22 protein-coding genes and 1 pseudogene are annotated in these 26,182 nt (G+C 51.8%); 15 read left to right on the forward strand and 8 right to left on the reverse strand.

Features of this window, described 5'->3' with window-relative positions; genetic code table 11:
- Positions 1-7: 7 nt before the first annotated feature.
- The 14 genes and pseudogenes from ACAN56_RS07675 to ACAN56_RS07740 all read left to right on the forward strand — a co-directional run bounded on the left by ACAN56_RS07675 (position 8) and on the right by ACAN56_RS07740 (position 17,847).
- Complete coding sequence (locus tag ACAN56_RS07675) at positions 8-1,603, forward strand: response regulator (protein ID WP_379141730.1); 1,596 nt, start codon at positions 8-10, stop codon at positions 1,601-1,603.
- Between the two features lie 224 nt (positions 1,604-1,827).
- Positions 1,828-3,015 (forward strand): MFS transporter, encoded by a 1,188-nt coding sequence (locus ACAN56_RS07680; protein WP_379141732.1) that lies wholly within the window; start codon positions 1,828-1,830, stop codon positions 3,013-3,015.
- Between the two features lie 133 nt (positions 3,016-3,148).
- Positions 3,149-4,299: pseudogene (locus ACAN56_RS07685) on the forward strand (fatty acid desaturase).
- Between the two features lie 162 nt (positions 4,300-4,461).
- A complete protein-coding gene (locus ACAN56_RS07690) occupies positions 4,462-5,598 on the forward strand; it encodes a sensor histidine kinase (RefSeq protein ID WP_379142056.1) in 1,137 nt (378 codons plus the stop codon).
- Complete coding sequence (locus ACAN56_RS07695; RefSeq protein ID WP_038590768.1) at positions 5,598-6,200, forward strand: response regulator transcription factor; 603 nt, start codon at positions 5,598-5,600, stop codon at positions 6,198-6,200. Before ACAN56_RS07690 ends, ACAN56_RS07695 begins: the two co-directional genes overlap by 1 nt.
- 251 nt (positions 6,201-6,451) lie before the next feature.
- A complete protein-coding gene (locus ACAN56_RS07700; RefSeq protein ID WP_379141735.1) occupies positions 6,452-7,891 on the forward strand; it encodes an SWIM zinc finger family protein in 1,440 nt (479 codons plus the stop codon).
- A gap of 51 nt (positions 7,892-7,942) precedes the next feature.
- Positions 7,943-9,781 carry a HEAT repeat domain-containing protein gene (locus tag ACAN56_RS07705; RefSeq protein ID WP_379141737.1) on the forward strand — a complete coding sequence of 613 codons (1,839 nt, stop codon included), beginning with the start codon at positions 7,943-7,945 and terminating at the stop codon, positions 9,779-9,781.
- 23 nt (positions 9,782-9,804) lie between these two features.
- Entirely contained in the window at positions 9,805-10,908 is a 1,104-nt protein-coding gene (locus ACAN56_RS07710) for an AAA family ATPase (protein WP_076111361.1), read from the forward strand.
- Positions 10,908-13,250 carry a DUF5682 family protein gene (locus tag ACAN56_RS07715; protein WP_379142058.1) on the forward strand — a complete coding sequence of 781 codons (2,343 nt, stop codon included), beginning with the start codon at positions 10,908-10,910 and terminating at the stop codon, positions 13,248-13,250. The genes ACAN56_RS07710 and ACAN56_RS07715 overlap by 1 nt, the downstream gene beginning before the upstream one ends.
- Entirely contained in the window at positions 13,251-14,462 is a 1,212-nt protein-coding gene (locus tag ACAN56_RS07720) for a VWA domain-containing protein (protein ID WP_038590780.1), read from the forward strand. It begins immediately after the preceding gene.
- 67 nt (positions 14,463-14,529) lie between these two features.
- The gene (locus tag ACAN56_RS07725; RefSeq protein WP_379141740.1) at positions 14,530-15,243 is read left to right on the forward strand and encodes an alpha/beta hydrolase; all 714 of its coding nucleotides are present in this window, start codon (positions 14,530-14,532) and stop codon (positions 15,241-15,243) included.
- Between the two features lie 400 nt (positions 15,244-15,643).
- Positions 15,644-16,729: an aspartate-semialdehyde dehydrogenase gene (asd, locus tag ACAN56_RS07730; protein ID WP_379141742.1), complete on the forward strand. Its 1,086-nt coding sequence runs from the start codon at positions 15,644-15,646 to the stop codon at positions 16,727-16,729.
- 146 nt (positions 16,730-16,875) lie between these two features.
- A complete protein-coding gene (locus tag ACAN56_RS07735) occupies positions 16,876-17,055 on the forward strand; it encodes a DUF3934 family protein (protein ID WP_038590786.1) in 180 nt (59 codons plus the stop codon).
- Between the two features lie 96 nt (positions 17,056-17,151).
- On the forward strand, positions 17,152-17,847 hold the full coding sequence (locus ACAN56_RS07740) for a pseudouridine synthase (protein WP_379141744.1): 696 nt from the start codon (positions 17,152-17,154) through the stop codon (positions 17,845-17,847).
- Between the two features lie 112 nt (positions 17,848-17,959).
- On the opposite strand, the gene ACAN56_RS07745 is transcribed toward ACAN56_RS07740, so the two are convergent.
- Both ACAN56_RS07745 and ACAN56_RS07750 read right to left on the reverse strand, forming a co-directional pair.
- Complete coding sequence (locus ACAN56_RS07745) at positions 17,960-19,792, reverse strand: ABC transporter ATP-binding protein (RefSeq protein ID WP_379141746.1); 1,833 nt, start codon at positions 19,790-19,792, stop codon at positions 17,960-17,962.
- A 33-nt stretch (positions 19,793-19,825) separates the two neighbouring features.
- Positions 19,826-20,281 (reverse strand): MarR family winged helix-turn-helix transcriptional regulator, encoded by a 456-nt coding sequence (locus ACAN56_RS07750; RefSeq protein ID WP_038590795.1) that lies wholly within the window; start codon positions 20,279-20,281, stop codon positions 19,826-19,828.
- Positions 20,282-20,408: 127 nt separating this feature from the next.
- On the opposite strand from ACAN56_RS07750, the gene ACAN56_RS07755 reads away from it, so the two are divergent.
- Complete coding sequence (locus tag ACAN56_RS07755) at positions 20,409-20,954, forward strand: GNAT family N-acetyltransferase (RefSeq protein WP_379141749.1); 546 nt, start codon at positions 20,409-20,411, stop codon at positions 20,952-20,954.
- A gap of 73 nt (positions 20,955-21,027) precedes the next feature.
- On the opposite strand, the gene thiE is transcribed toward ACAN56_RS07755, so the two are convergent.
- The 6 genes from thiE to ACAN56_RS07785 form a co-directional block, all read right to left on the reverse strand.
- Complete coding sequence (gene thiE, locus ACAN56_RS07760) at positions 21,028-21,687, reverse strand: thiamine phosphate synthase (protein WP_379141752.1); 660 nt, start codon at positions 21,685-21,687, stop codon at positions 21,028-21,030.
- The gene (gene thiD, locus ACAN56_RS07765; RefSeq protein WP_379141754.1) at positions 21,684-22,502 is read right to left on the reverse strand and encodes a bifunctional hydroxymethylpyrimidine kinase/phosphomethylpyrimidine kinase; all 819 of its coding nucleotides are present in this window, start codon (positions 22,500-22,502) and stop codon (positions 21,684-21,686) included. The genes thiE and thiD overlap by 4 nt, the downstream gene beginning before the upstream one ends.
- A 25-nt stretch (positions 22,503-22,527) precedes the next feature.
- Complete coding sequence (gene thiM / locus ACAN56_RS07770; protein ID WP_038590803.1) at positions 22,528-23,325, reverse strand: hydroxyethylthiazole kinase; 798 nt, start codon at positions 23,323-23,325, stop codon at positions 22,528-22,530.
- Positions 23,326-23,592: 267 nt separating this feature from the next.
- The gene (locus tag ACAN56_RS07775) at positions 23,593-24,651 is read right to left on the reverse strand and encodes an ABC transporter substrate-binding protein (RefSeq protein ID WP_379141757.1); all 1,059 of its coding nucleotides are present in this window, start codon (positions 24,649-24,651) and stop codon (positions 23,593-23,595) included.
- Complete coding sequence (locus tag ACAN56_RS07780) at positions 24,648-25,424, reverse strand: ABC transporter permease (protein WP_038590806.1); 777 nt, start codon at positions 25,422-25,424, stop codon at positions 24,648-24,650. The genes ACAN56_RS07775 and ACAN56_RS07780 overlap by 4 nt, the downstream gene beginning before the upstream one ends.
- On the reverse strand, positions 25,405-26,169 hold the full coding sequence (locus ACAN56_RS07785; protein WP_379141759.1) for an ABC transporter ATP-binding protein: 765 nt from the start codon (positions 26,167-26,169) through the stop codon (positions 25,405-25,407). Before ACAN56_RS07785 ends, ACAN56_RS07780 begins: the two co-directional genes overlap by 20 nt.
- Positions 26,170-26,182 lie beyond the last annotated feature (13 nt).

Below are 26,182 nucleotides of genomic sequence, written 5' to 3' on the forward strand. Positions count from 1 at the left end.
GCCGGAAATGACTGCACGGCAAGAGAAATACAAAGTGCTGCTAGTGGATGATGAGCCGATTATTCTGCGAAGCTTGAAGGTGGCGATTCCCTGGGATGAGCTGGGACTTGAGATTGCGGGAGAGGCCAGAAATGGTGAAGTGGCGCTGCGGCTGATTGAAGAGAAAGCGCCGCAGATCATCATCAGTGATATACGCATGCCTGTCATCGATGGTATCGCCCTGATGAAAGAGGTGCTGCCCCGCAGCTCCAAGCTGATCTTTATTTTTATCAGCGGCTATGGGGAGTTCGAATATGCGCGTGATGCGCTGCGGCTCGGGGCATTTGATTATTTGCTGAAGCCGATTGACCATGATGAATTAACGGAGATGCTGACCCGGGCGAAGGTAAGACTGGATAAACAGAAGGAGAACGAGCAGTTGATGCTCTCTGTACAAATGCTGTCGACGCTCGCAAGGGAGCGGATGTTTGCGGAGTTCACGCTCGGCAATTCGCGGCCTTTGCAGCATTTAAAATGGCTGGAGAACAGCGAGCTGGAGGGCGAATATTTCATGGCTGTCGTCAGGCTTGACGACTATGCGGCCCTTGCTGCAAGATGGAGCGCGGAGGAGAAGCATCTCTGGCTGTTCGCAATCCGCAATATCCTTGAAGAGTGGTCAATGGACAATGGCGCGCTTTCTGTATTCCCGTTCTACAATGGAGAATGGGTGCTGCTCTTTCCGGGAAGGCTCGGGGAAGGCAAAAGAGAGCTTGGCGAGAAGTTAGTTGCTGATATTAAAAGGTACTCTAAGCTGGCCTGCTCGGTAGGGATTAGCCGCAGCACGCAGGGGATCGATCAATTGAGCACCGTATATCCGCTTGCAGCCAAGGCGCTGTTTCAGCGCTTCTATTCCGGCCAGGCAGGTGTATTTATTGAAGAGGAGACCCCGGATACAGGCGGCAGGGATGTGAAGTATCCGAAGGAGCTTGAGGTTTCGCTGATCGAAAGCATCCGCACGCTGAACATGGAACGGATGCTGGTGCTGTTCGATGAAATGGCCATCTTTATTGAGGCCCAGGCATTGTCCAAGGAGCTGGCCGAACGGATCATCATCGAGATGGTTGTGGTGCTGTACAGGCAATTTGAGAACCTGAACATGCAGCCGGACTGGTCGCTGGAGGGGTTGCTTGGCAAGCTGCACGGCCTGGGAACCCTGACGGCAATGATTAGCGTGCTGAAGCAGGAATTCTGCGAGTGGATGCTGGAGAGCAACAAAGTGATGGCCCGTGAAGACGGACGCAGCGTTGTTGAGAAAGCCAAACGTTATATTGAAGACAATTATCATAAAGATCTCAGTATTGAAGAGCTGTCGGAGGTAGCCGGTTTGAGCATCAGCCATTTCTGCACTTTATTTAAGCAAATATCCGGTTACACCTTTCTTGAATTCGTTACCAACTGCCGGATGGAAAAGGCCAAATATATTTTGCAGAACAGCAATGTGAAGGTCTACCAGGTAGCTCCGCTCGTTGGTTATCAGGACCCCCGTTATTTTACGCAGGTGTTCAAGAAAGCGACCGGCAAGACGCCGACAGAGTACCGCGAGGAATGTACGAAGCAGGCATAGTAGCTTGGGGATAATTTCCGGAACACTTGGTAAAGGGCAGCAACGATTAAAAATCTATTTGAGAAGTGCACAGATCTCTCTGTGCGCTTTTTTTGCGCCTTTAATAGATAGATTAGATAAATATCTAATTAAATATAGACAAAATAATAAAACGTCTATATATTATTAGACGAGAGCTCTTGATGTTTATAAATTTATGTTTATTTTTTATGGAGGGGAACCTAGTGTTAGGTAATAAGGTTGTACGAACAATTATTGCATCCAGAGTGCTGCTTCAGCTTGGAGTATGGGTGCGCAATTTCGCGATACTCTTGTATGTGACGGAGATAACGGGCAATGATCCGTTTTACGTATCGCTGATTTCCGTAGCTGAATTTGCACCGATTTTTTTATTTGCTTTGATCGGTGGTACGTTTGCGGACCGGTGGCGTCCGAAGAAAACGATGATTCTAAGCGACGGGTTATCCGCATTATCGGTGTTTGCAGTGCTTCTTGTGGTCTTAACAGGATCATGGAGAGCCTTGCTGCTGGCTACCTTTGTCTCGGCGGTGCTGTCGCAATTCTCGCAGCCTTCCGCAATGAAGCTGTTTAAGCAGCATGTTCCCGAAGAACAGCTACAGGGTGTGATGGCCGTCTTCCAGTCGCTGACCGCTTTTTTTATGGTGATTGGCCCGATGATCGGTGCTTTTATATATGAACACTATGGTATTGAAACTTCACTTACGATCATGGGAGTCATGTTTATCGGTTCGGCGCTGATTCTGGGGCTGCTGCCTAAGGATGTGCCGGATGAGACAGCCGGGGAGCGTAAGGGGATTGCCACGGAAATAAAAGCAGGACTGCATTATGTGTACTCCAGCGCGATATTGAGAAATCTGGGAATTTCATTTGCATTTGCCGGGCTGGGAGCAGGGCTTATTCAGCCTCTGGGTGTATTTGTGATGATTGAGAATCTGGGCAAGGACAGCAGCTTCCTGCAATGGATGATGGTGGTTAACGGAGCTGCAATGATGCTTGGCGGGACACTTGTTATTGGAATCGGCAAAAAGGTAAAGCCGCAAATACTGCTGGCAGCAGGACTGCTCATCAGTGCCGCAGGGACCATCGGTATGGGGTCGGCGCATAATGTGCTGCTCGCGATTTTGCTTCAAGCGTTGACTGGCTTCTTTTATCCTTGTGTTCATATCGGCATCAATACACTGATTCTGCAAAATACCGAGACTGCCTATATGGGCCGGGTAGGCGGAATTATGGGACCGATGTTTATGGGATTTATGGTGATCGGCATGTCCATGGCCGGATATCTGAAGGGAACATTCTCGCTGTTCGCTGTTTTCACAGGGAGCGGTGTGCTGATCTTGATGGGTACGCTGATTTTGCTCCCGCTGCTACGGATTAGAAAGTTAGCTTAATTTGAGGAAAGTATGACATTTGTCATACTCCCTCCTTGATATTTATGACTTACGGGTATGACACTTCCTTCTCTATAATGAAGTTAGATGAATGTGACCGGAACCGGACACATCCGAGGAGGAAACAAACACGATGACTACGAAACAGACATCCCAGCTTTCCAGTTTGAAAAAAAGTGTGGCTCCCTACGAGAAAACAGACCGCAAAACAAGCGTAAGACAGCTTATTAATACACTTGGACCGCTTGTCCTGTTATGGGCGGCTGCATATTTCAGCCTGTCTGTCTCCTACTGGCTTACCCTCCTGTTTGCGATTCCGGCAGCGGGGTTTGTGATCCGGACCTTTATTATTTTTCATGACTGCTGCCACGGTTCGTTCTTCAAAAGCCGTAAAGCCAACGATATCATAGGCACGATCACGGGAGTATTAACCTTGGTGCCTTATCGCCAGTGGAAACACAGTCATTCCATCCATCACGCCGGAAGCAGCAATCTTGAGAAAAGAGGCATCGGCGATATCTGGATTATGACAGTTGAAGAATATGAGGCTGCCAAGCCTTTGATACGTTTATATTACCGGATTTACCGCAACCCGCTGGTGATGTTTGTAGCTGGACCTATCGTCGTTTTCCTGATCCAATACCGTTTTAATGCCAAAGGGGCAAGACGCAAGGAGCGGATGAATACTTATCTGACTAACATTTTGATTGCAGCGCTTTATAGTGGTTTGATTTTGGCCATCGGCTGGCAGGCATTTCTGCTGGTACAGCTGCCGATCGTATTTGTCTCAGGCTTCCTTGGCATCTGGTTATTTTATGTACAGCATCAGTTCGAGGATTCGTATTTTGAGCATGAAGATGAATGGAGTTATGTAAGTGCCGCCGTAGAAGGCAGCTCNTTTATGTACAGCATCAGTTCGAGGATTCGTATTTTGAGCATGAAGATGAATGGAGTTATGTAAGTGCCGCCGTAGAAGGCAGCTCTTACTACAAACTGCCGAGACTTTTACAGTGGATCACCGGGAATATCGGGTTTCACCATGTCCATCATTTAAGTCCGAAGGTGCCGAATTATAATCTGGAGCTGGCCCATAATGCCACTCCGCCGCTGCAAAAAGCGACAACGATCACGATTGGCAGCAGCTTGAAGGCCCTTCATTTCCGTCTGTGGGATGAAGAGAATAGAAGATTTGTAGGCTTTAAGGAAATCAAGGCAAGACTGCGGGAGCCAAAGCCGGCAGTGGAAGCGTTAAAGGTACGCAAACCCGGACTTCAAGGCGAATAGAGCCATCCATATCTTTTAATTGACACTGTAACAGGAGAGGAAGCCAGAACCGCTGAACGCTGACCGGTGCTGAGCTTTCTCTTTTTTGTTGCGGGTTGCCGGTTGCTGCAAGGTTTATGCTAAAATGGAGGTACAATATTGCTGGTAAAAAGGATGGCTAACATGCAGAAGTGGCACCATATATTCCATAAAAGTACAGGTCTGAGCCCTTATGTATGGGTCATTTTTTACATTCTTCCCTTCTATTTTATCTTCCGTTCGTCCTCGATGGACCGGTGGGTATACGGAATTCTCATGATCATTGTATTTTTTGCCTGTTATGTCCTAGCCTTCAAATCAACGGGCTGGGTGGTCTACTTCTGGACAAGTGTGCAGATTATTGTTTCTATAACGATGACCTTGCTGTTCGGGTATATGTATTTTGCGTTATTCCTGGCTTTTTTTATCGGGAACATCCAGAAGCGGGTCGGATTCTTTACGCTGTATTCAATTCACCTGCTGACCACGATTATCGCCATTAACTATGAACTGATTACACGCAATCCGGTATTCATCTCCCAGCTCCCTTTTGTGCTTGTGAGTATGATTGCGGTGGTCCTGTTGCCTGCTACAACGTATAACCGCAACAATCAGGATAAGCTGGAGGTCCAACTGGAGGATGCTAATAAACGTATCTCTGAACTCGTCATCATGGAGGAACGCCAGCGGATCTCCCGTGATCTGCATGATACACTGGGACAAAAGCTGTCGCTCATCGGACTCAAGAGTGATTTGGCCGGCAAGCTGATCAACAAAAATCCGGCGCAGGCTATCGTCGAAATTAACGATGTCCGCCAGACAGCGCGAACAGCGCTCAAAGAAGTCCGTGAGATGATTACACAGATGAGGGGCATCCGGCTTGAAGACGAGCTGGTGCGGATCAGGCAGCTCCTGCAGGCTGCAGAAATTGAGTTCGAGCTGGAAGGCAGTCCCAAGCTGAAGAATACTTCGCTAATTACGGAAAATGTGCTGAGCATGTGTATTAAGGAAGCGGTGACGAATGTGGTAAAGCACAGCGGTGCCACGGTCTGCAAAATTCTCATTGAACCCTCGCGCGTAGATTTGGTTGTTAAGATACAGGATAACGGCAAGGGAATTGAGGGGACTTCACTATTTTATAAGGGCCATGGAATGCAGGGAATTCAAGAGAGGCTGGAATTTGTAAACGGTTTGTTGGACATTGTGAAGGACGGAGGGACAACGATTGTCATTAAAGTGCCCACAGTCATCCAGCAGCCGGAACGGGAGGCGAATCACTGATGATCAACATTGTAATTGCTGAAGATCAGCGCATGCTGCTTGGCGCCCTGGCTTCATTGCTCGACCTGGAAGAGGATATGAAAGTGGTGGGCCGGGCTGCTAATGGTGAAGAGGCTGTAAAGCTGGTCCAGCAGCTCAAACCGGATATCTGCATCATGGATATCGAAATGCCGGCAATGACCGGACTGGAGGCGGCTGAGGCGCTGAAGCAATCCGGCTGCAAAATCATGATTCTGACCACCTTTGCCCGGGCCGGATATTTCGAGCGCGCCGTTAAATCTGGCGTAAATGCCTATTTGCTGAAAGACAGCCCAAGTGAAGAGCTGGCTCTCTCGATCCGCAGTGTTATGGCTGGCAAACGGATGTATGCACCGGAGCTTATGGACGAAGCTTACAGCAACGAGGCCAATCCGCTGACCCAACGGGAGAAGGAAGTACTGGGGCTGATTGCCGATGGCAAAAATACGAAGGAAATCGCGAGCCAGCTGTACATTACGACCGGTACGGTCCGCAATTATATTTCGGTTATTCTCGACAAGCTCGATGTGGGCAACCGGATTGAAGCGATTACTAGGTTCAAGGAAAAAGGCTGGTTCAAATGAGGATCACTGGGGGACTTTCGGAGTCACCCTATTTTTTTGCTCATTTTCCGGGATTTCATCTGCAGAGGTGGGACGATTTTACTATTTTTGCCACGGAAGAGGGATTGCCATTGGAACAGCAAACCATTTTTGTTAAGATAAATGCAAACATGTGATCTTATCCGTGTTAATTGGTTAATAGAAGATATATCCAATTGTTTGCTTGATATCTTTCGATTTATTATGCTATCTCATTTGGGGAGGAAACTGATTTGCCTGAACTGACATCATCGTATGTAGATTCGCTCGCACCCAACGCCGCTGCCATGAAGAATGGTCAGGGGCTGGTGAAGAAGAAAAGCTTCGTGCAGTTGAACCGTTCGGAGAACGGGGAATTGCTGTTCGGGCAGTGCTCGGGAAGCGGCAAAACGCCTTATGAGTGCTCTGCGGACTTCATTGTGCCGGATAAGCCGGTGTTCCGCTGCACCTGCCCCAGCCGGCAGTTCCCCTGCAAGCATGCGCTGGGCCTGCTGTATGCCTATGCCGAGGGGCAGGCTTTCACAATAGCTGATGTACCCGAGGACATCTCTGCCAAACGCGAGAAGGCCGAGAAACGTGAAGAGACCAAGGTGAAGCAAGCTGCCGAGGGCGGGGAAGCTAAACCTAAGAAAGTTAATAAATCTGCGCTGAAGAAAAAGATCAACGCTCAGCTTGAAGGGCTTGACCTGCTGGAGAAGCTGGTCCTGTCACTTATCCGCAGCGGATTATCGACCATTGACAGCAAAACGCTGAAGACGATTAAAGAACATGTGAAGCAGCTTGGCAATTATTATTTGTCAGGAGCACAGATTGAACTGCGCCGGTTCGCGCTGCTGCTGGATGAAGGCCGTGACCGTGAAGAGAGTTATACATATGCGATGGAGCAGTTGACACGGCTTCATGCTTTTATTAAGAAAGGGCGGGCTTATCTGACCGCAAGGAGTGAGGATCCCGAGCTTGCCCTGGATCATGAATCTACTATTGATGAATGGCTTGGACATGCCTGGCAGTTGTCTGAACTGAAGGAATACGGACTGGTGAAGGAAGAGGTCGAGCTTCTGCAATTAGCCTTCTACAGCTACGATGATCTTGCCCGTCAGGAATATGTCGACCTTGGCTACTGGCTGGAAACGAACAGCGGAGAGATTCACCGGACGGTATATTATCGCCCTTACAAGGCAGCCAAACTGATGCGGGAAGAAGACAGCTTCTTTGAAGTTGGCCGGATTCCCTTGCTCTACAAATACCCCGGAGAGATGAATGCCCGGGTCCGATATGAAGAAATAACAGCGAGACCTGTTACTGAGGCTGATTTGAAGCAGGTTTACAGCAAGACTCACCGCTCTTACGCGGAGGTGCTCAAGCAAGTAAAGAATCAGCTCAAGAATCCGCTGAGTGATAAATCGCCTGTGCTGCTTCTGCATGCAGCAAGTCTTGGGGTAACCGAACGCGGCCAGTATGTCATCACAGATGAATCCGGCAGCAGACTGGTGCTGGAGGATATCCCTTCGCTGCCTCAGGGGACGGTGGATTTACTGCCGTTTCTGCCGTCTTCCTTGCTGACGGACTGTGCCATACTTGTGATGTTCGAGCATCATTTGGATTCAGGACGGCTGACTGCCCAACCGCTGACGATAATCAAGGATCAGGCGGTAACCCGGCTCTTGTACTGACCAATCATTGAGATCATAAACATGATTTATATACCTATAGGGGGACAGCCCATGAGTACAGCATTATTGCAAGAGCTTCACCAAGAGGTGAGAAGACTTTATATCGCCGGAAGTGATCTGGCAGCCGGAGATTTCCGGCTGAAGCGTCTGCTTCCGCAGTTTCAGCAACTCGGTGAGCGTTCTCCAGTCTTCAAGAGGCTGGGTGAGGGTATAACGGCTCTGATAGAGCCCGGCAGTACAGCGGAACCAGTATCCGCTGCAAAGCTGCAGGAGCTGACGCTGCTGCTGGAATCGGTGCTCTACACCCAGGGGGTTACGGCACCCGACGGAACTCCGGGTCCCTTGCGGGCGTTTTATTTCCCGGCGGAGACCCGGCTGCCTTACCGCAGGCTGGCCGCTGTGAGACAGGCATTGACCACGACGGGAAGCGGCAGATATGAGATCGTAATCGAAGCTTTTAAGGAAGGCGTATTTCAGGATATGCGCCTGCTTCCGCTGGCTATTGCCGCTTTGAAAGATCCTTATGCGGAGCTTGCGGAGTTTGCGGCGGCAGAGATACTTCCGTCTTACGGCCCGGCTATCGCCGAATATTTGATGGAGCACTTTAATCCGGCCGGCGGCAGAGGCGAGGTCCGCAAGCTGCAGGTGATTGGCAAAGTGGGGGGAGCCGGCGTGCTCGAGCAGATCTGCGCAGCCGCAGAGAGCGGCAGCGACGATGTCCGGGTGGCGGCGATCGGATGTCTTGCCGGGCATGAGGCCTATATCCCGTCACTGCTGGAATGGACGACGGACAAGAAGAAGACCATCCGGGAAGCTGCGTTTGCCGCTTTGGCAGCAGGCGGTTCCCTGCAAGGGGGGGAACGTCTGCTGGAAGCATTTTCGCTGAAGAAGGACCGGGCACTGGTGGCGGAGGCGCTCTGCAAGTGGCCTTCGGCCCGAATTGCAGACCAGCTGGCGGTTCGATTTATGGAGGAGCTGCGTGAAGCTCCTCTGGACAACGGGGACAAGAAAAAGACGGAAACATATTGGAATGGATTAGAACCCTATCTAACCGCTCTCTATAGGGAGCGGAATCCGAAGCTCGATGAAGCATACAGTTATGTGATCGGAGAATACACCCGTTTTGTCTCGTTTGGCTGGCTGCCGCTTATCGATCAGGCGGCCTGGTACACAGAAAAGTCGGATTCTACGGAATCGCTGGAGCTGCTGAAGGGGCTGGCGAAACAAAACATGCGCTATCTGCCGAATGTTTTCCGTGCGGCTCAGCAGCAGTTGAACCCGGAGGAATTGTACAACCAGTTCGGCGGCACGATGATGAACAAGTTGAAATCAATCGTCTCGAAGGAGGCGGCGCAGCGTGACCAGCAGCTTCTGGAAACGCTGGAGCGGCAGATTATGAATGTGGAACGGGTGGCTTACGAAACACCTTGGAGTTCTTCCAGAGACAGGCTCCAATACTCGAGAGAGATGATGCCTGCGGAGAGAATTGCCGCAGAGTGGGACCCGCGCTGGCTGGACTGGTTCATTGACCGTGACGCACTGGAGCTGGTATGCGCCTTTGCCCAGCCGGGGCATGGGCGTGCCCGCAGCTACCTCCTGGAGAAGCTCCAGGGGCAGAAGAAACGCAGAATGCAAGAATTTATCACGAATATCTTTATTGGTCTGGAGCGTACAGATATGCAAGAGGAGGAGCGCCAGGAGCTCCTAATGTCTGTGCTGGAGAACGATCGGCTTTATAATCCTTATATCTTTGACTATTTCGTATTCCAAATGATGCTTCGTTTTCCGGTCAGCTATATCAGCCGTATTGAAGCTATTGTTCCGGTATACAGATACGAATGCGTACAGCAGCTTGAGTATTTGCTTAACCATTTGCGGAGCCAAGAGTAAAGTCATTAGAGGGAGATGAGTATATGTCAACGGGACAAGAGCAGCTTCAGGATTACATGCGGCTGCCTGCGGAGGTATTATATCGTGAGGAGCTGGAAGCGCTGCGCAAGGAGGACAAAGGGAAGATTCCTGCCGGCTGGCAGATGTCTCCCCGGGCGGTGCTGACCTTCATAACTGGCGGCAAAGCCGGGAAAACGATCATTACACCGAAATATATCGGCAACTCAAGGTTGATTGAAATGGCGGTTGCCACCCTGGTCACTGACCGGGCGCTGCTTCTGATCGGTGAGCCGGGAACAGCCAAATCCTGGCTGTCTGAGAATCTGGCGGCGGCGATCTACGGCAACTCGGGGCTTGTTGTGCAAGGGACCGCCGGAACCAGTGAAGAGCATGTGCGTTATTCCTGGAATTACGCGATGCTCCTGGCGAACGGTCCTACTCCGGAAGCGCTGGTCAAGAGTCCGATCATGCGCGCCATGGAGGACGGCGGAATCGCCCGCTTCGAGGAAATCTCCCGCTGTGCTTCCGAGGTGCAGGATGCGCTGATCTCCATTCTGTCGGAGAAGACGATCTCTGTGCCGGAACTGGGCAAGGAGGCGGGCGCCCGCAAGGGCTTCTCCATTATTGCCACAGCCAACACGCGGGACCGCGGAGTCAACGAAATGTCCGCCGCACTCAAACGGCGGTTCAATATTATTGTGCTGCCGGCGCCTTCCGATCTTGAGACGGAGCTGGCCATCGTGAAGAAGCGGGTTGCGGAAATTGCTTCTTCGTATGAGCTGCAAGCTTCCGTTCCGGCGGATGAGGCGCTCCTGAAGGTGGTTACCATCTTCCGGGAGCTGCGCAGCGGCATGACGTTAGACAAGAAGGAGAAGGTGAAGTCACCGGCTGGGGTTATCTCTACGGCAGAAGCCATTTCTCTGCTGACCAACAGTATGGCGCTGGCGGCAAGCTTCGGCAGCGGCGAGCTGACTGACGATGATCTGGCCGCCGGACTTCAGGGAGCGATTGTCAAGGATGATGATAAGGATAAACTGGTCTGGAAGGAATACCTGGACAATGTGATGAAGAAAAAAGGAGCAGAGTGGCGCGGCCTGTACCAGGCTTGTAAGGAGATGAACGAGTGATTAAGGCTGCTGAAGCTGGAGTGCATATTTTCGGGGTGCGGCATCTGTCACCGGGCGGCGCAAAGCATCTGCTGGAATACCTGGATCAGCTTCAGCCGACAGCGGTGCTGATCGAAGGGCCTAGCGATGCTTCCGATGAAATCCGCCATCTGACACATAAAGTTACGAAACCCCCGGTGGCGATTTTAGCCTTTACCGATGAGCTGCCGGTGCGTACCGTTCTCTGGCCTTTTGCCGTCTATTCTCCGGAATATCAGGGAATGAAGTGGGCTAAAGAGAATGGAGCGGAGGCGTTATTTATTGATTTGCCTTCTTCTGTAACGCTGGGCTTGCAGGATATGAAGAGACAGCAGCGGGGCAGCGGGCAAGAAGCTAAGCCCGCTGCCGTTGAAGCCGAAGAACCTTCTGCAGCAGAAATGCAGGACGAAGAATCGCTCTACGGCCGGATTGCCCGGTTGGCAGGCGAGTATGATTATGACATGTACTGGGAGCGTAATTACGAGCATAATGCGAATGCCGGGGCATACCGTGCAGCGGTCCTATCCTTCTCCGCACAAATGCGTGAACTGGCGGAAGAGAAGGAGCTGCGGGAGCAGCCGTCCGAATATGCCTACAATGCGCTGCGTGAGTCTTATATGAGGCGGCAGATCAAGATGATGATTGCCGCCGGACATGAGCCGCAGAAGATCGTCGTCATCTGTGGTGCCTACCATGCTTCGGCTCTGGCCGATCTTTCGGAAAGCATGAGTGATGAAGAACTGGCTGCGCTGCCTTCACGCAGTACGAAGCTGACGCTGATGCCTTATTCGTATTACAAGCTGTCCACGATGTCCGGCTATGGCGCGGGGAACGGGGCTCCCCATTATTTCCAAATGATGTGGGAAGCCATGGCTGCCGGGCGGCCGGAGGAGCTGCCGCATCTGTACTTGTCTTCGGTGGCGCGTCGTGTGCGCGGCTCCGGCACACACCGCTCAACCGCAGAGGTTATTGAAGCGGTGCGGCTGGCGGAGTCGCTGGCGTCGCTGCACGGCGGCAGTGCACCCACGCTGCGGGATCTGCGCGATGCCGCACAGACGCTTCTCGGCCACGGTGAGCTGTCGGTTGTAGCCGATGCTCTGGCCAGAGTAGACGTTGGCACAGCCATTGGCAGCCTTGCCGAAGGGGTCAGTCAGACTCCGATTCAGGATGATCTGAACAGGCTGCTCAAACGTTATAAACTGGAGAAATACAAATCGACGGTAGCCAGTGAACTGTCCCTTGATCTCAGGGAGAACCGCAGGGTGTCAAGCGTTGAGGCGGCCTATCTGGACCTGCACCGTTCTGTGCTGTTCCACCGGCTCACTCTGCTCGGCATTTCATTTGCCAAGAACCGGCCAAGCGGTCAGGAGGGAGCTACCTGGGCTGAGCACTGGGTGATCCAGTGGTCGCCGGAGGTGGAGATACAGGTTGTAGAATCCACCCTGCTGGGAGAAACGGTGGAAGTGGCCGGAGCCTATGTGCTGCGTGAACGGCTGCAGGAATGCCGCTCTATCGCCGAAGCTTCGGCACTCATCCGGATTGCCTGCCAATGCGGCATGACTGCCCAGATGGAGGAGGCCAGCAGAGTACTGCAGAATCTGGCTGCCCTCAGCCGGGATGTAGTCGGCATCGCAGCGGCCGCCAGCGAGCTGTCGACGATTATCAGCTTTGGCGACATCCGCAAGGTGGATACCGCGCCGCTGGTACCGCTGATGGAGGAGTTGTTCCGGCGCGGCTGCCTGTTCCTGCTGGATGCCAGCGGCTGCAACGACGAAGCGGCCGGCAGTATGCTGACTGCCATCAATGAGCTGAACGGGATTTCACTTGAGCATGGCGAAACGCTGGATGAAGGTTTATGGCTGCAGGAGCTGCAGCAGCTAGCAGAGCGGGATGACCGCAATCCGCGGCTGTCCGGCTTCGCCTGCGCCATTCTGATGGAGCGGGCTGCAATTTCTGCGGAGGAAGTCGCAGCGGAAGTGTCGCGCAGATTATCTCCAGGGATACCGGCCGATCTTGGAGCCGGCTGGTTTGAAGGGCTCTCCATGCGTAACCGGTACGGACTGCTGTCGCGCATGAGCCTGTGGGAACAGCTGAACAACTATATCAATGCTCTTGCGGATGATGAATTCAAGCGTGCACTCGTCTTTCTGCGCCGGGCATTCAGCACCTTCTCTCCACGGGAGAAGACGATGATTTCCGAGCTGCTGGGCGAGCTGTGGGGTGTGAATGTGGAGCAGGCCGCAGAGATTCTCACCGGGGAGCTGAAGGAGGAAGAGGCCAAAATGCTGGATGAGCTAAATGATTTTGACTTCGGTGACTTTTAGATGACGGCGGAGAACAGGCAGGAGAATACGGTATCCCGCTGGCGGCTGATTCTGGGTCAGGAAGCGGAAGAAGCGTTGTCAGGCTATGGTGAAGGCGGCAGGCTTGCGCTGACAGAAGAGGAATTGATTATGGATGCAGCGCTTGCCGCCATCTATGATGAGACCGGTGCCGGCAGCAGCTCCGGGAATGCCGGCACCGCCAAGGGCAAAGGTGCCGGAACGGGGCGGAGCGCAGTCCACCTTTCGAAATGGCTCGGGGATGTGCGCAATTTTTTCCCGGAAGATGTAGTTTCGATTATTCAGAGCGATGCGATGGAGCGCAAGGGCTGGAAGCAGCTGCTGTTCGAGCCGGAGCTGCTGGCTGCCGTGAAGCCGGATATCAAGCTTATTGGTACCCTTTTATCTCTAAAGGGCAAGATCCCGGAAAAGACCAAAGACACAGCAAGAATGCTGGTTCAGGCACTGGTCGACGAACTGGTCAAGCTGCTGGAGACGGATATCCGCCGGGCAGTGACAGGGGCTTTGAATAAGCGGCAGCACTCTCCTCTGCCATCGCTCAGCGGGCTGGACTGGAAGCTGACAATACAGCGGAACCTGAAACATTATGACTCGGAACGACGGATCATTATCCCTGAGCGGTTTTATTATTTTGACCGGGCGCGCCGCAGCAAAGAGTGGACGGTAATTGTTGACATTGACCAGAGCGGTTCCATGGCCGACTCCATTATCTGGGCTTCGGTCATCGGGTCGATCTTCGCCAGCATCCCGGCGCTTAACACCCGTGTAGTAGCTTTTGATACAGAGGTTGTCGATCTTACCGAACAATGCGCCAATGATCCCGTAGACATGCTGTTCGGCATTCAGCTGGGCGGCGGTACAGATATCCATAAATCGGTGAAGTACTGTGAGCAGTTCATTGAAGAGCCTAAGAAGACACTCTTTATCATCGTCTCGGATCTGTATGAGAACGGCAATCAGGCCGGACTGGTGCGGCGGATGCGCGAGCTGCGCGAGGCGGGAGTCCGGACGATGACCCTGCTGGCTCTGTCGGATGAAGGGAAACCTTCCTATGATGAACGTCTGGCGGCGCAGCTGTCACGGGATGGAACCCCGTGTTTTGCCTGCACACCTGCCTTGCTGCCGGCACTGGTCGAAGGCGCGCTGAAGGGACAGGATTTGGGCGAGCTGGCCAAACGTCTGGGAGCTTCATAAGCTTACGACGGTTTGCGGGGCAACTGTTAGTTGAAACATGAGTCAATATCAGCGTACCCAGAGGGTGATGAAACTGTTCAAATTCCCGACTAAAGAACTGGTGTATACAAGTAGTGCGGAGTATGGAGAGCTGAAAATGTATGTGTTCGAACCTCCGGCGTGTGATGAGCTGCGTCCAGCCATTTTGTTTTTTCATGGCGCAGGGTTCTCAGCGGGTAAAGCCAGGCTGGAACAGTTTCAGCATCAAGCACATTATTTTTCCGCACTGGGTTTTGTTTCGATCTGCGTGGAATACCGTCCAAGGCACATTGATGGTTTGTTCTCACCTGTTACGGGCATTAAGCATGCCAAAACAGCGGTAAGGCAGGTTAGAGCACAGTCTGCTCTTCTCGGGATCGATCCGTGCCGTATTGTCGTTGCAGGCGCTTCTGCCGGAGGTTACCTGGTTCTTTGCACGGCGATGATTGAAACAATTACTGGTCTTCCCGATGATCTGTCTGGTGATCTGTCAGTTAGTAGTGTTCCAGATGTGCTCATTATCTTCAACGGTGGGGTGGACACAGCAGTACTCATTGAAATGTTTCCGGAACTTTCGGTTGACCTCGCTGGCGCGTCTCCTAAAGATCATGTGAGAGGGTTTTTGCCTCCAAGTCTTTTCTTTCATGGGACACAGGACGAGAATATTCCTTATGCATCCGTGGAGGAATTCGTAGATGCCATGAGAAAAGCCGGCAATGATTCGCGTCTGGTTCGGTTTGAAGGGCTAGATAGATTGAACTGAAAAGTTTAGAGTAAAGGTTCAGTCGCGACTGCGGGTAATGTTTGGACTTCCGGCCGCTGTTGTCTTCGGATTTCTTGATTATGACCACCGCTGCTCGCGGTTGAAATCCGAAGACAAAGGCGGTCGCTATCGCTCCTACAGTTCCAAACTTCCCCTCCGTCGCTCCCTTTCCTCAAGTTTCAAGTTCAATCTACCTAGGTTATGGATTTTTTATTATAATAATATTCCGTACCAGCGGACTCTTCAGGAGATCGTGAAATTCCTGAATGAATTGGGCTATATTTATTAAAGGAAATACTTACTTTTCGTTCACATATTGTGTAAGCTGCGTATATCATTTATAATCGGTTATTAAAAAGCACCTATCAATAGGAGCTGCTTGAAAGGAAATGAATTTCTTATGTCAAGTAAGTTAAGAGCGGGTATCGTCGGCGGTACCGGTATGGTGGGTCAACGGTTTATTGCACTCCTTGAGAATCATCCCTGGTTTCAGGTGACAGCTATTGCCGCCAGTGCCAATTCGGCAGGCAAAACGTATGAACAATCAGTCAAAGGCAGATGGAAGCTGTCTACACCTATGCCTGAAGCAGTGAAGAGCATCATGGTACAGGATGCTTCCAAGGTAGAGGAAGTGGCTGCGGATGTGGATTTGATCTTCTGCGCCGTGGATATGAAGAAGGAAGAGATCAAGGCGCTGGAAGAAGCTTATGCGCGTACCGGCACGCCGGTAATCTCCAACAACTCTGCGCACCGCTGGACTCCGGATGTTCCAATGGTGGTACCGGAAATCAACCCGGAGCATCTTGAGGTCATTGCACAGCAGCGCATACGTCTGGGTACGGAAACTGGGTTCATCGCTGTGAAACCGAACTGTTCGATCCAGAGCTACGTGGGGATGCTGCATGCACTGAACGAGTTCAAGCCTTCTAAGGTTGTCGTGACAACTTATCAGGCAATTTCCGGCGCCGGCAAAACGTTTGTTGATTGGCCGGAGATGGTGGATAACGTGATTCCGTTCATCGGCGGCGAAGAAGAGAAGAGCGAGCAGGAGCCGCTGCGGATCTGGGGAACGGTTACGGACGGAGGGATTGTCAAGAGCGAACAGCCGGTGATCACTTCACAATGTATCCGTGTGCCTGTCGCTGACGGCCATATGGCTGCAGTATTCGCCTCCTTTGAGCAGAAGCCGTCCAAGGAAGAAATTCTTGAACGCTGGAACAGCTACAAAGGACGTCCGCAGGAACTGGAACTGCCAAGCGCACCAAAACAATTCATCACCTACTTCGAAGAAGAAAACCGTCCTCAGACTCAGCTCGACAGAGATATCGAGAACGGCATGGGCATTTCTGCCGGCAGACTCCGCGAGGATTCGCTATACGACTATAAGTTCGTCGGCCTGTCTCACAACACTGTGAGAGGCGCTGCCGGAGGAGCCGTGCTGATTGCCGAGCTGCTGAAGGCTGAAGGTTATATTCAGCCGAAATAAATCACCTGAACTACTGAATTTCATCCGCTGAATAACAACCCGCCGGACCGTACCGGCGGGTTGTTTGTGTATTTTCCTGACACATTGCCTATAGTAATGGTAAGATAGAGAAATGCAAGGCGAAAACTGAATACTGACGGAGTGATATTGTGGCAAAAAGCAAAGGCGGCGGCACAGGCAGAGGAACAGGCAGCAAGGGCTGGACGCGCTGGAACAAAACGGCAAAGCCGGTGAAACCGAAAGGCGTAGCTCCCGGTAGCCAAGGAAGCAAAGGAAATGCTGCTGCCAAGAGCAGCGGGGGAACTCCATCCGGTCGCAGCAAATAACAGAGCGTAGTGCTCATAGATTATGTAAACTGAAGCATCTGATTTTGTACGCTGAAATCAGATGTTTTTCATTTTCGGGACGGAAGCGGGATCAGCATGAGAATTAATAAGTATATCAGCGAAACGGGTCTTTACTCGCGCAGAGAAACGAACCGGATGATCACCGCCGGGCGGATTTCTGTCAATGGAGAGGTATGTGAACCGGGTGCCACCGTAGAGCCGGGGGATGTTGTAGCGATTGATGGACAGACCGTAACCCCCAGCAAGGAGAAACCTGTATATCTGGCACTCAATAAGCCTGTTGGGATCACTTGTACCGCTGCGCGGCAGGTGGAGGGCAATATTATAGATTTTGTCGGTTATCCCTCACGGATCTTTGCTGTTGGCCGTCTGGACAAACATTCCGAAGGTCTGATCCTGATGACCAATGACGGAGAAATCGTGAATACCATGATGCGCTCAGAGAATGGACACGAGAAGGAATACAGGGTAACTGTGGATAAACCGGTGAGTGAAACCTTCCTGCAGGACATGTCCTCCGGTGTCGCGATTCTGGGAACGGTGACTAAACCTTGCGTGACCTATGCGGTTAGTGAATATGAGTTCGGAATCATTTTGACCCAAGGGCTGAACCTGCAAATTCGCCGTATGTGCAAAGAGCTGGGCTACAGAGTGCTTAGACTGGAGCGGATACGGATTATGAATATTAGTCTGCACGGACTGGAACGGGGACATTGGAGACATTTGGGCGAGGAGGAGCGGGAGGAGCTTTTTTCCCGGTTGAATGGATAAGCAACAGCTGAATGCAGGCAAAAAAATCCGCATCAGAACGCTACTCTCAGCAGGCTGTGCGGATTTTTAAAAAATATAAGCATTTATACGCTTCCACTTGTATCAGGGATCCTCACGACAGTATCTTTGGTTCAAATTGCTTGTTATACAAATCCCTATAGACCCCGTCATTCTTCAGCAACGAGTCATGTGTGCCTTCTTCGACGATCGAACCGGCCTTAACCACCAGAATCGTATCAGCGGCCATAATCGTGGACAGCCGATGGGCGATGACAAGGCTGGTCTTGTTCAGGAGCAGCACATGCATGGCCTGCTGAATGTAGTATTCCGACACCGTATCGAGCGAGGATGTGGCCTCATCCATGATGATAATCGGCGGATTTTTGAGCAGCACCCGGGCAATGGAGATTCGCTGCTTTTCACCGCCGGACAGTTTGATGCCCCGGTTACCCACAACGGTATCATAACCCTCAGGCAATTCCATAATAAAATCATGAATATAAGCGGATCTGCAGGCATCCATGATCTCTGCTTCGCTGGCCTCTGGATTTGCGTACAGCAAATTTTCCTTGATCGTTCCGTTGAACAGATAGGTATCCTGCGTCACCAGACCAATCTGTGAGCGAAGCGAGTCCAGTGTGAAATCGCGGATATCCTTGCCGCCGATGGTGATCGCACCGGAATCAAGCTCATAGAGGCGCGGGATGAGGTTCGTGATCGTTGTTTTGCCGGCACCGCTGGGCCCGACGAGGGCGGTTAGGGTTCCGGCAGCAGCAGTGAAGGAAATATGGCGGAGCGCCGGTTTATCCTGCTGATAAGCGAAGTTTACGTCACGGAATTCGATGTCCTTCCCGGAAGCGTTGATGTGCAGGGCAAGCGGAGAATCGACAATCTGTGGATCCATGTCAAAATAATCAAAGATCCGCTCGAAAAGCGCTGCGGAGCGTTTAATATCGACATACAAATTTGTCATTTGCAAGACCGGCCCGTACAGTCTGCCGAGTAAGGCGACAAAAGTGATGATCGTACCGACAGTTAGCTCACCTTGGATGAACAGATATCCGCCGTACAAGTAGATCAGCAGCGGTCCAATGCTGGTAAAGGTGGAGAGGGCCATCATGAACCAGCGCCCGGCCATTGATTGGCGGATTTGCAGATGTGTAGCTTCTGCATTAATCGTTTTGAAATTTGAATATTCCGTTTCTTCTTTAGTGAACAGCTTCATTAATAAATAGCCGCTGATACTTAACGTTTCCTCAATGACTTCATTCTGTTCGGAGAATTTCTCTTGTGTTTTTTTAGCCAGCTTCCAGCTCAAATTGCCCATTTTACGGGTAGGCAGTATGAATAGAGGAATAACAAATATTCCAAGCAGCGCCAGCTTCCAATTCATAATAAAGAGCGTCACCGCAGTGGTGGCAAGGATAAATAAATTACTGGCAAAATTAACAATCGTGTTGCTGAACACACCTTGAATTCCCGAGATATCGCTAGTCATCCGGGTGATGACTTCCCCCTGTTTGACACTGGAGTAGAATTGCAGCGGCATCCGCTGGAGATGACTGTACATCTGGTTTTTCATATCATGGACGATATTTTGCGATATAAAAGAATTCAAATAATTTTGCAGCACTCCCAGCAGTCCCGAGACAACGGTTGCGCCTAATGAAGCCAGGACCAGCAACAACAGCAGATGCAGATTTTTGTCCGGCAGCGCCTGGTCGATAATATGCTGGATCAGGATGGGCGGCAAAAGCCCCAGAACTGCAGAAACACATAATACGATCATAACCAGCAGCGTTTGCTTCCAGTAGGGAAGAAAATACTTGGAAATCCGCAGCAGAAGCTGCTTGGAAATCTTCGGATGCAGCTCATCATCATCAAATTTTAGCTTGCCATGCCCAGGTCCGCCACCAAATCCTGCTGCACCAAAACCTCTTGACATTACACATCACCAGCTTTGTGTGGAATTTTGTTGTTAAGTCTCTTGCTCCTGTGCCTGCGCCAGCTTGTCGAGCAGCTGTCTGTTCATCCGCAGGAGGGTGTCAATCTCTTCCCCGGAAAACTGCTCCAGTGCCGATCCCAGTACTTTATAGGAAAAAGCCTCCCCGTTGTACCGCTTGCACAGCTCTTCTCCGGCAGGAGTAATATATAGTTTGGTTTCTCTGCGGTCCTGTTCGGAAATGACCCGGGTGACCAAATTTTTCTCTGCCAGAGCATCAATGTGAGTGCTTACCCGGCTCTTGGCAAAAACCAGCCGTTCAGTAACTTCCTTCTGTGATTGGCCCGGATTGTCTTGAATAGAGTTCAGGATGCCGATCTGATGCACCGTCAGCCCCAGCTTTGCTGCACTTTGGTGTGCAAGCTTCTTGAGCTGGCGGGACACCGCGAAAAAGGAATGATAAACCTCACTCGTCTGCTGCGGATCAATCATGTGTGCGGACCCCCTTTGCTGAATATAGTTACGTTTGTGAACAGTTTACAAAGTAAACTAATAATACACCTGAAACAGCGGGATGTAAATGCTATAATTTACCTACCACTGTATAAAGGAGTAAAGCATGAACATTGACCAAAAAGGTTTTGAGGTAAAAGGCTTAAGCTACATTATCAGATCCGCCGACCCTACAGATGCAGCGAATTTATCGATATTAAGGCTGCAGATTGACGGCGAAACCGAAAATATGGACAGAGTTCAGGGTGAGGGAGTTATCGACACTTCCGGCTTTGAACAATTGATCGCCCTGGATACGGAAGATGAAAGAAACTTATTTTTAGTGGCGGAAGCTGAAGGCAAAATTGTGGCATTTTCGAGATGTGAGGGGAATCATCTTACAAGATTCTCGCATAAAGTGGAATTCGGAATCTGTGCAGCGCGGGAGTATTGGGGGTTTGGCATCGGGAAACATCTTTTGGAACAGTCGCTTGCTTGGGCGGATGCGAACGGAATCACTAAGATCATATTATATGTATTGGAAACAAACGAAAAAGCGGTGCAGCTGTATAAAAAGTTCGGATTTGAAATCGAAGGGGTCATCACGAAGGACCGGATTCTTTCTGACGGCAACTACTATAACACGATAGTTATGGGAAGGTTTAAGTTATAAGTTTCCCCAATAAAAAATGCAGGACCGTCTGTTACGGTCTCTGCGTTTTTTTTTGTAATGGGCAGCTCTGAAGTCATGTATACCGGATAATCTGCAACAAATTTTTTGCAGCTGCGCTAATGTCATCCGCCCGGGCAATGGCTGAGATGACGGATACTCCATCGGCTCCGGCTCCGATAACCGGCTGGGCATTACCCGGCGTAATTCCACCAATGCCTACCAGCGGGATGGTAAGGCCGCAGCGCCGCAGCTCTTCAATGACCCGGGTGCCTTGTACGGCCTCGGCATCGTCTTTGGAGGAGGTCGGATAGACCGGGCCAACTCCGAGGTAGTCTGCACCATCGGCGATGGCCTGCCGGGCTTCAGGCTGTGTGTGGGCGGAGACGCCAATGATCTTGTGATCACCGAGCCGCTGGCGGATGGAGCGGGCCGGCTCATCCTCTTGTCCCACATGGACACCGTCGGCATCAAGCACGATTGCCAACTCAATATCATCGTTCACGATGAAGGGGATACGATGCTCGCGGCATATCTGCTGAAGTTGTTTGGCCAGATCGAATGCTGCTGTTCCGGTCAGCGCCCCGGGGCCTTTTTCCCGGAACTGGAACAGCGTAATTCCGCCTTCAATGGCCTGGGTCAATGTGTCTGCTGGTGAAATCCGGCAGTTGACACTGCCCATTATAAAGTACAGCTTCAGGAGCCTGCGCATCTCTTCGCTGTCGATTCTCTTCATCTCACATTTCCCCGCATTCTATTGCCATAAGCAAAATGATTTGTCGGCCCATGTCCCGCTCCAATGCCAAGACTGTCTTCGATGGCCGCATGGATAAAAGCTTTCGCGGTATGGATTGCTTCCTTAACAGTGTTACCCTGTGCTAATCCGGCCGCCGCTGCCGCAGAGAAGGTGCAGCCCGTTCCATGGGTATGCCGCGTGGAAATGCGCGGGCTTTCCAGATAGATAAACTCGTTACCGTCATACAGCAGATCGAGGACTCCTGTCGTTCCGTCATCATGGCCGCCCTTTAGAACAACAACGCGGGCGCCCATAGAATGGATGAGCACCGCTGCCCGTTCACGGTCCGCCAAGCCGGAAATCTTCATCCCGGTCAGACTTTCCGCTTCCGGTATATTAGGTGTTGCCACCAGGGAGAGCGGCAGCAATTCGTTAATCAGCGCCTGCACGGCTTCCTGCTGCAGCAGCGGTGAGCCGCCTTTGGCGATCATAACCGGGTCAACCACCAGCTTATCCCAGCCATACTGGCGTACTTTACCAGCAACGGCGCGGATGATTTCACCGCTAAAAAGCATGCCGGTCTTGACCGCATCCGGCTGCAGATCGCTTCCGACGGAATCAAGCTGCGCGGTAACAGCCTCCGATCCGAGCGGATATACGCCTTGTACTCCGAGAGTATTCTGTGCAGTCACAGCGGTAAGTGCGGACATGCCGTACACGCCAAGCTCCTGGAAAGTTTTCAGATCGGCCTGGATGCCTGCGCCGCCGCCGCTGTCGGAGCCGGCGATTGTCAGCGCTTTGAATACTTTTGTCATGTAGTCCACTCCTTTGCCGCAAGCATTATAGTGTGAGCAGCTGTACCCGTGATCTCTCCTTGTAGGTGTCTGGAGTGACCAGGGCCAGCTGGTTGAGAAATTCAATTTGGAAGGCGCCGGGGCCTTTAAGAGCTGTCCGTTCGGCTGCGATCTCGGCCGCGACACCATAGAAGGAGAGCGCCTCGGCAGCCGCTTCCAGCCATGAGCCGCCGCTGACCGCCAGAAAAGCTCCGACTACGGCGCTGAGCAAGCAGCCCGTACCGGTGACTTTGGTCAGGATGGGATCACCGTTGCTGACGACGTAGGTGCTGATGCCGTCGGTAATTACATCATCTTTCCCGGTAATGATGACCACACATTCCAGCTTTCGTGCCGCTTTATTCGCCAAAGCGATGACATCGCCATCGCCGGCACCGGCGTCAACGCCCTTGATGGCCCAGCTTTCCCCGGCAACATGGGCCACCTCAGCAACATTGCCGCGCAGGGCGGTAATGCGCAGCTCCTGGACCAGCTTATGCGTGACCTCGGTGCGGTAGGCGGTAGCACCGGCTCCAACGGGGTCCAGCACCAGCGGTACCTTATGGCGCCCAGCCGCTTGCCCGGCCAGCACCATCGAGGTGATGGCATGCTCGTTCAGCGTGCCGATGTTAAGCACAACAGCTCCCGACATCGCGGCGATGTCCGCCACCTCCTCATGGGCATCGGCCATGAAGGGCGAAGCGCCCAGGGCCAACAGCCCGTTGGCGGTAAAATTGGCCACCACAATGTTGGTGATGTTGTGCACAAGCGGATTGGCTTCACGTACTTTAGCTAAATAACTCATTATTAGTCCTCCTCAAAGTTTTGTTTGAATCAGCTTGCTGAAACTATAAGCAAAACTGCAAATCTATTAAATGAACTTGAAATTAATAGTCAGCGACCCGCAGGTTGGACTATACAGTGCATGTCTGTCCTCATACATCTCATTCCTTTATGCGTTAGCGAAGCCCATTCTATTGCACTTCCACAGCAGACGGTCCCTAAATCAGCCATACATAAGTCCAGTCCCCATACATGAATCTCTAAACTTCGGCCCTTAGAATAATAGCTCCTACAGATTTACAAAAGCGTCCTTACTGTCTGTTTCTCCGCTCAACAGTCCGTTCTCGGACAGCCACGTGTGCACGTTCTCCCAGGATTTCTCCTCCTGCTGTCCAAAAGGCAGTTTTCCTGCATCCATCAGCGGCAGAAGGATTTCCAGACTTTTTGTCTCGATTGCTTGGTCGAGCGGGGCGGTAGCATCTTCGTGTGCAAACAATATTTCAAGTGCCTGCTGAGGCTGCTCCTGTACGAATTGCTGTCCTTTGCGTGCCGCATTCATGAACTTCCGGTAGTCACCCTCCTTATCCAACAAGCCCTGTTCACTGGCAACAAGCACAAGCTCATAATAGTCCGGTACTCCGTAGTCCGTCGGATCGAATGAAGTGACGGGGTGGCCTTCTTTTTCCAATATCAATGCCTCATGATTAATAAATCCGCCGATAATGCCGTCTGCGCGTCCGGTAGAAAGAGCAGGAATAAGATCGAATCCAACATCAATCAGGTTCAGTGAAGCCGGATCGCCTCCGTCGTATTTGACCATTGTCCGGAGCATCGCTTCATACAGGGGAATGGAGGAGTATCCGGCATTTTTGCCTGTGAGTTCTTTCGGGCCGGTTATCCCGCTCTCTGCGGGGACCAGAAGATGATTGAGCGGATGCCTTACGAGCGCTGCGACAGATTTTACAGGTATTCCTTCACTCCGCGCCATTAGTACCTGTGGTTGGTAGCTGAGAGCCAGATCGACTTTGCCTGCGGCGACAAGCTTCAAAGCATCATTGCTGTCCGCCGGCATTTGAATGTCCACCTCCAGCCCTTCTTCGGCAAAATAGCCATTCTGCTGAGCAGCATACAGGAAGGAATGAACTGCGTTCGGATACCAGTCGAGCATTATAGTCAGCTTGTGCGGTTTGCCGCTGGAATTCTCTGGAGAAGCGGCGGAGGTATCCGGGGCTTTTGCGCTGGCGCAGCCGCTTAAGAGGGTAAGCAGGCATAACAACAATAAGTATGGAATAAGGCGGTGTGATTTCTTATGTGTGGAAGGATTGCGATACAGCTCAGGATGGGTCATCGGTAAAATCCTCTTTTCTGCAATATGAGTTTTTCGAGCACGGCGATACTGAGAAACAAGGCTACACCCAAAGCGGACAGCAGCAATACGGCGGCGAACATTTCTGCACTTTGCAGATTGCCGGCCATCCGCCGGCTGAAATAACCAAGCCCCCGGCTGCCGCCCAGCCATTCCCCGATCGTCGCTCCGATCACACAGTAGACGATAGAAAGCTTAAGTCCGGAGAAAAAGGAGGGCAGCGCCAGCGGAATCTGCGTCTTGCGCAATATCTGCCAGCGGTTTGCCCCAAGCGTCAGGAGAAGGTCTCTGTACAGGCTGCCGCTTTGCCGCAGACCGTCATAGACGGCTACCACAACAGGAAAAAAGGCAGTCAGAAAGACGACAGCAACCTTGCCCCACAGGGTATAGCCGAACCACATAATAAAAATAGGTGAGAGCGCGATCAGCGGAATGGTCTGGCTGATAATCAGCATGGGATAAAGTGCTTTGGCGAGCGGAGCGAACATATGCATGCCGGTACCCAGCAGTGTTCCGCAGACAACCGAGAGGGCAAACCCGATCAGTGTCTCCTGCAACGTGGCGGGCAAATGCTCTCCGAACAGCAGCCCCCGCTTTTCAATCAGCGCTGTCCAAATTGCACTTGGCCCCGGGAGAATAAATGAAGGGATCATGTTCAGCTGTGCTGTGATCTCCCATGCCGCAATAAGCAGCACCACAAGCAGTAGAAAGGGGCCATAAGTCCGCAGCTGTTTCTTATACCATAGAGCTCTCATGCAATCTACACTCCAAATCCTCCCGCAGGGCAACAAACTGCGGTTCATAATTCATTTTGTAATGTCTGGGTCTCGGCAAAGTGACGATCAGCTCCTGCAGCCCGCCGCCAGAGCCGCCGGTCATCAAATAAATCCGGTCGCTGAGCAGCAGCGCTTCTTCAAGATCATGAGTGATGAACAGAACGGACTTATCGAGCCCGCCCCACAGCTCCAGCAGCCAGCGGTGCATCTCCCGTTTGGTGATCGCGTCCAGCGCTCCAAACGGTTCGTCAAGCAGCAGCAGTTCGTTGCCAGCAGCTAGTGTGCGCAGCAGGGCGACCCGCTGGCGCATCCCGCCGGACAGCTCCTGCGGATAAGCATTTTCCTTGCCGGAAAGGCCAAAGCGGCCGAGCATTCCGCGGATCCGGGCGAGTGCCTCGTGCCGGCTAGAGTCCTGCTTCAGCTCCCAGGGAAGCAGGCAATTGTCCAGCACGGTCCTCCAAGGCAGCAGCAGGTCCTGCTGCGGCATATAAGCGATCTGTCCAAGCCGCGAGCGTGTCGAACGAGAGCAGCGTCCATGTACGGTTATTTCACCGCCGGACGGCTCAAGCAGGCCGGCAATGATTTTGAACAGTGTGCTTTTCCCGCAGCCGCTGGCTCCAACAACGGAAATGAATTCGCCTTGGCGGACGGTCATTGAAAGACCGGAGAATACCGGATTCCTAGTCGCTGCAAACGAATAAGTCAGGTTGGTTATAGTGAGCATATTGGAATGTGGA

The sequence above is a fragment of the Paenibacillus paludis genome, assembly GCF_042610515.1.
GTDB lineage: Bacteria > Bacillota > Bacilli > Paenibacillales > Paenibacillaceae > Paenibacillus_AQ.

Bases quoted from the DNA above. Each gene is read 5' to 3' on its own strand.
- ACAN56_RS07705 (WP_379141737.1), top strand. From the start codon at position 7,943: ATGAGTACAGCATTATTGCAAGAGCTTCACCAAGAGGTGAGAAGACTT.
- ACAN56_RS07720 (WP_038590780.1), top strand. From the start codon at position 13,251: ATGACGGCGGAGAACAGGCAGGAGAATACGGTATCCCGCTGGCGGCTG.
- ACAN56_RS07745 (WP_379141746.1), bottom strand. From the start codon at position 19,792: ATGTCAAGAGGTTTTGGTGCAGCAGGATTTGGTGGCGGACCTGGGCAT.
- asd (WP_379141742.1), top strand. From the start codon at position 15,644: ATGTCAAGTAAGTTAAGAGCGGGTATCGTCGGCGGTACCGGTATGGTG.
- ACAN56_RS07725 (WP_379141740.1), top strand. From the start codon at position 14,530: ATGAAACTGTTCAAATTCCCGACTAAAGAACTGGTGTATACAAGTAGT.
- thiE (WP_379141752.1), bottom strand. From the start codon at position 21,687: ATGAAGAGAATCGACAGCGAAGAGATGCGCAGGCTCCTGAAGCTGTAC.
- ACAN56_RS07690 (WP_379142056.1), top strand. From the start codon at position 4,462: ATGCAGAAGTGGCACCATATATTCCATAAAAGTACAGGTCTGAGCCCT.
- ACAN56_RS07750 (WP_038590795.1), bottom strand. From the start codon at position 20,281: ATGATTGATCCGCAGCAGACGAGTGAGGTTTATCATTCCTTTTTCGCG.
- thiM (WP_038590803.1), bottom strand. From the start codon at position 23,325: ATGAGTTATTTAGCTAAAGTACGTGAAGCCAATCCGCTTGTGCACAAC.
- ACAN56_RS07775 (WP_379141757.1), bottom strand. From the start codon at position 24,651: ATGACCCATCCTGAGCTGTATCGCAATCCTTCCACACATAAGAAATCA.
- ACAN56_RS07780 (WP_038590806.1), bottom strand. From the start codon at position 25,424: ATGAGAGCTCTATGGTATAAGAAACAGCTGCGGACTTATGGCCCCTTT.
- ACAN56_RS07675 (WP_379141730.1), top strand. From the start codon at position 8: ATGACTGCACGGCAAGAGAAATACAAAGTGCTGCTAGTGGATGATGAG.
- thiD (WP_379141754.1), bottom strand. From the start codon at position 22,502: ATGACAAAAGTATTCAAAGCGCTGACAATCGCCGGCTCCGACAGCGGC.
- ACAN56_RS07695 (WP_038590768.1), top strand. From the start codon at position 5,598: ATGATCAACATTGTAATTGCTGAAGATCAGCGCATGCTGCTTGGCGCC.
- ACAN56_RS07785 (WP_379141759.1), bottom strand. From the start codon at position 26,169: ATGCTCACTATAACCAACCTGACTTATTCGTTTGCAGCGACTAGGAAT.
- ACAN56_RS07740 (WP_379141744.1), top strand. From the start codon at position 17,152: ATGAGAATTAATAAGTATATCAGCGAAACGGGTCTTTACTCGCGCAGA.
- ACAN56_RS07755 (WP_379141749.1), top strand. From the start codon at position 20,409: ATGAACATTGACCAAAAAGGTTTTGAGGTAAAAGGCTTAAGCTACATT.
- ACAN56_RS07710 (WP_076111361.1), top strand. From the start codon at position 9,805: ATGTCAACGGGACAAGAGCAGCTTCAGGATTACATGCGGCTGCCTGCG.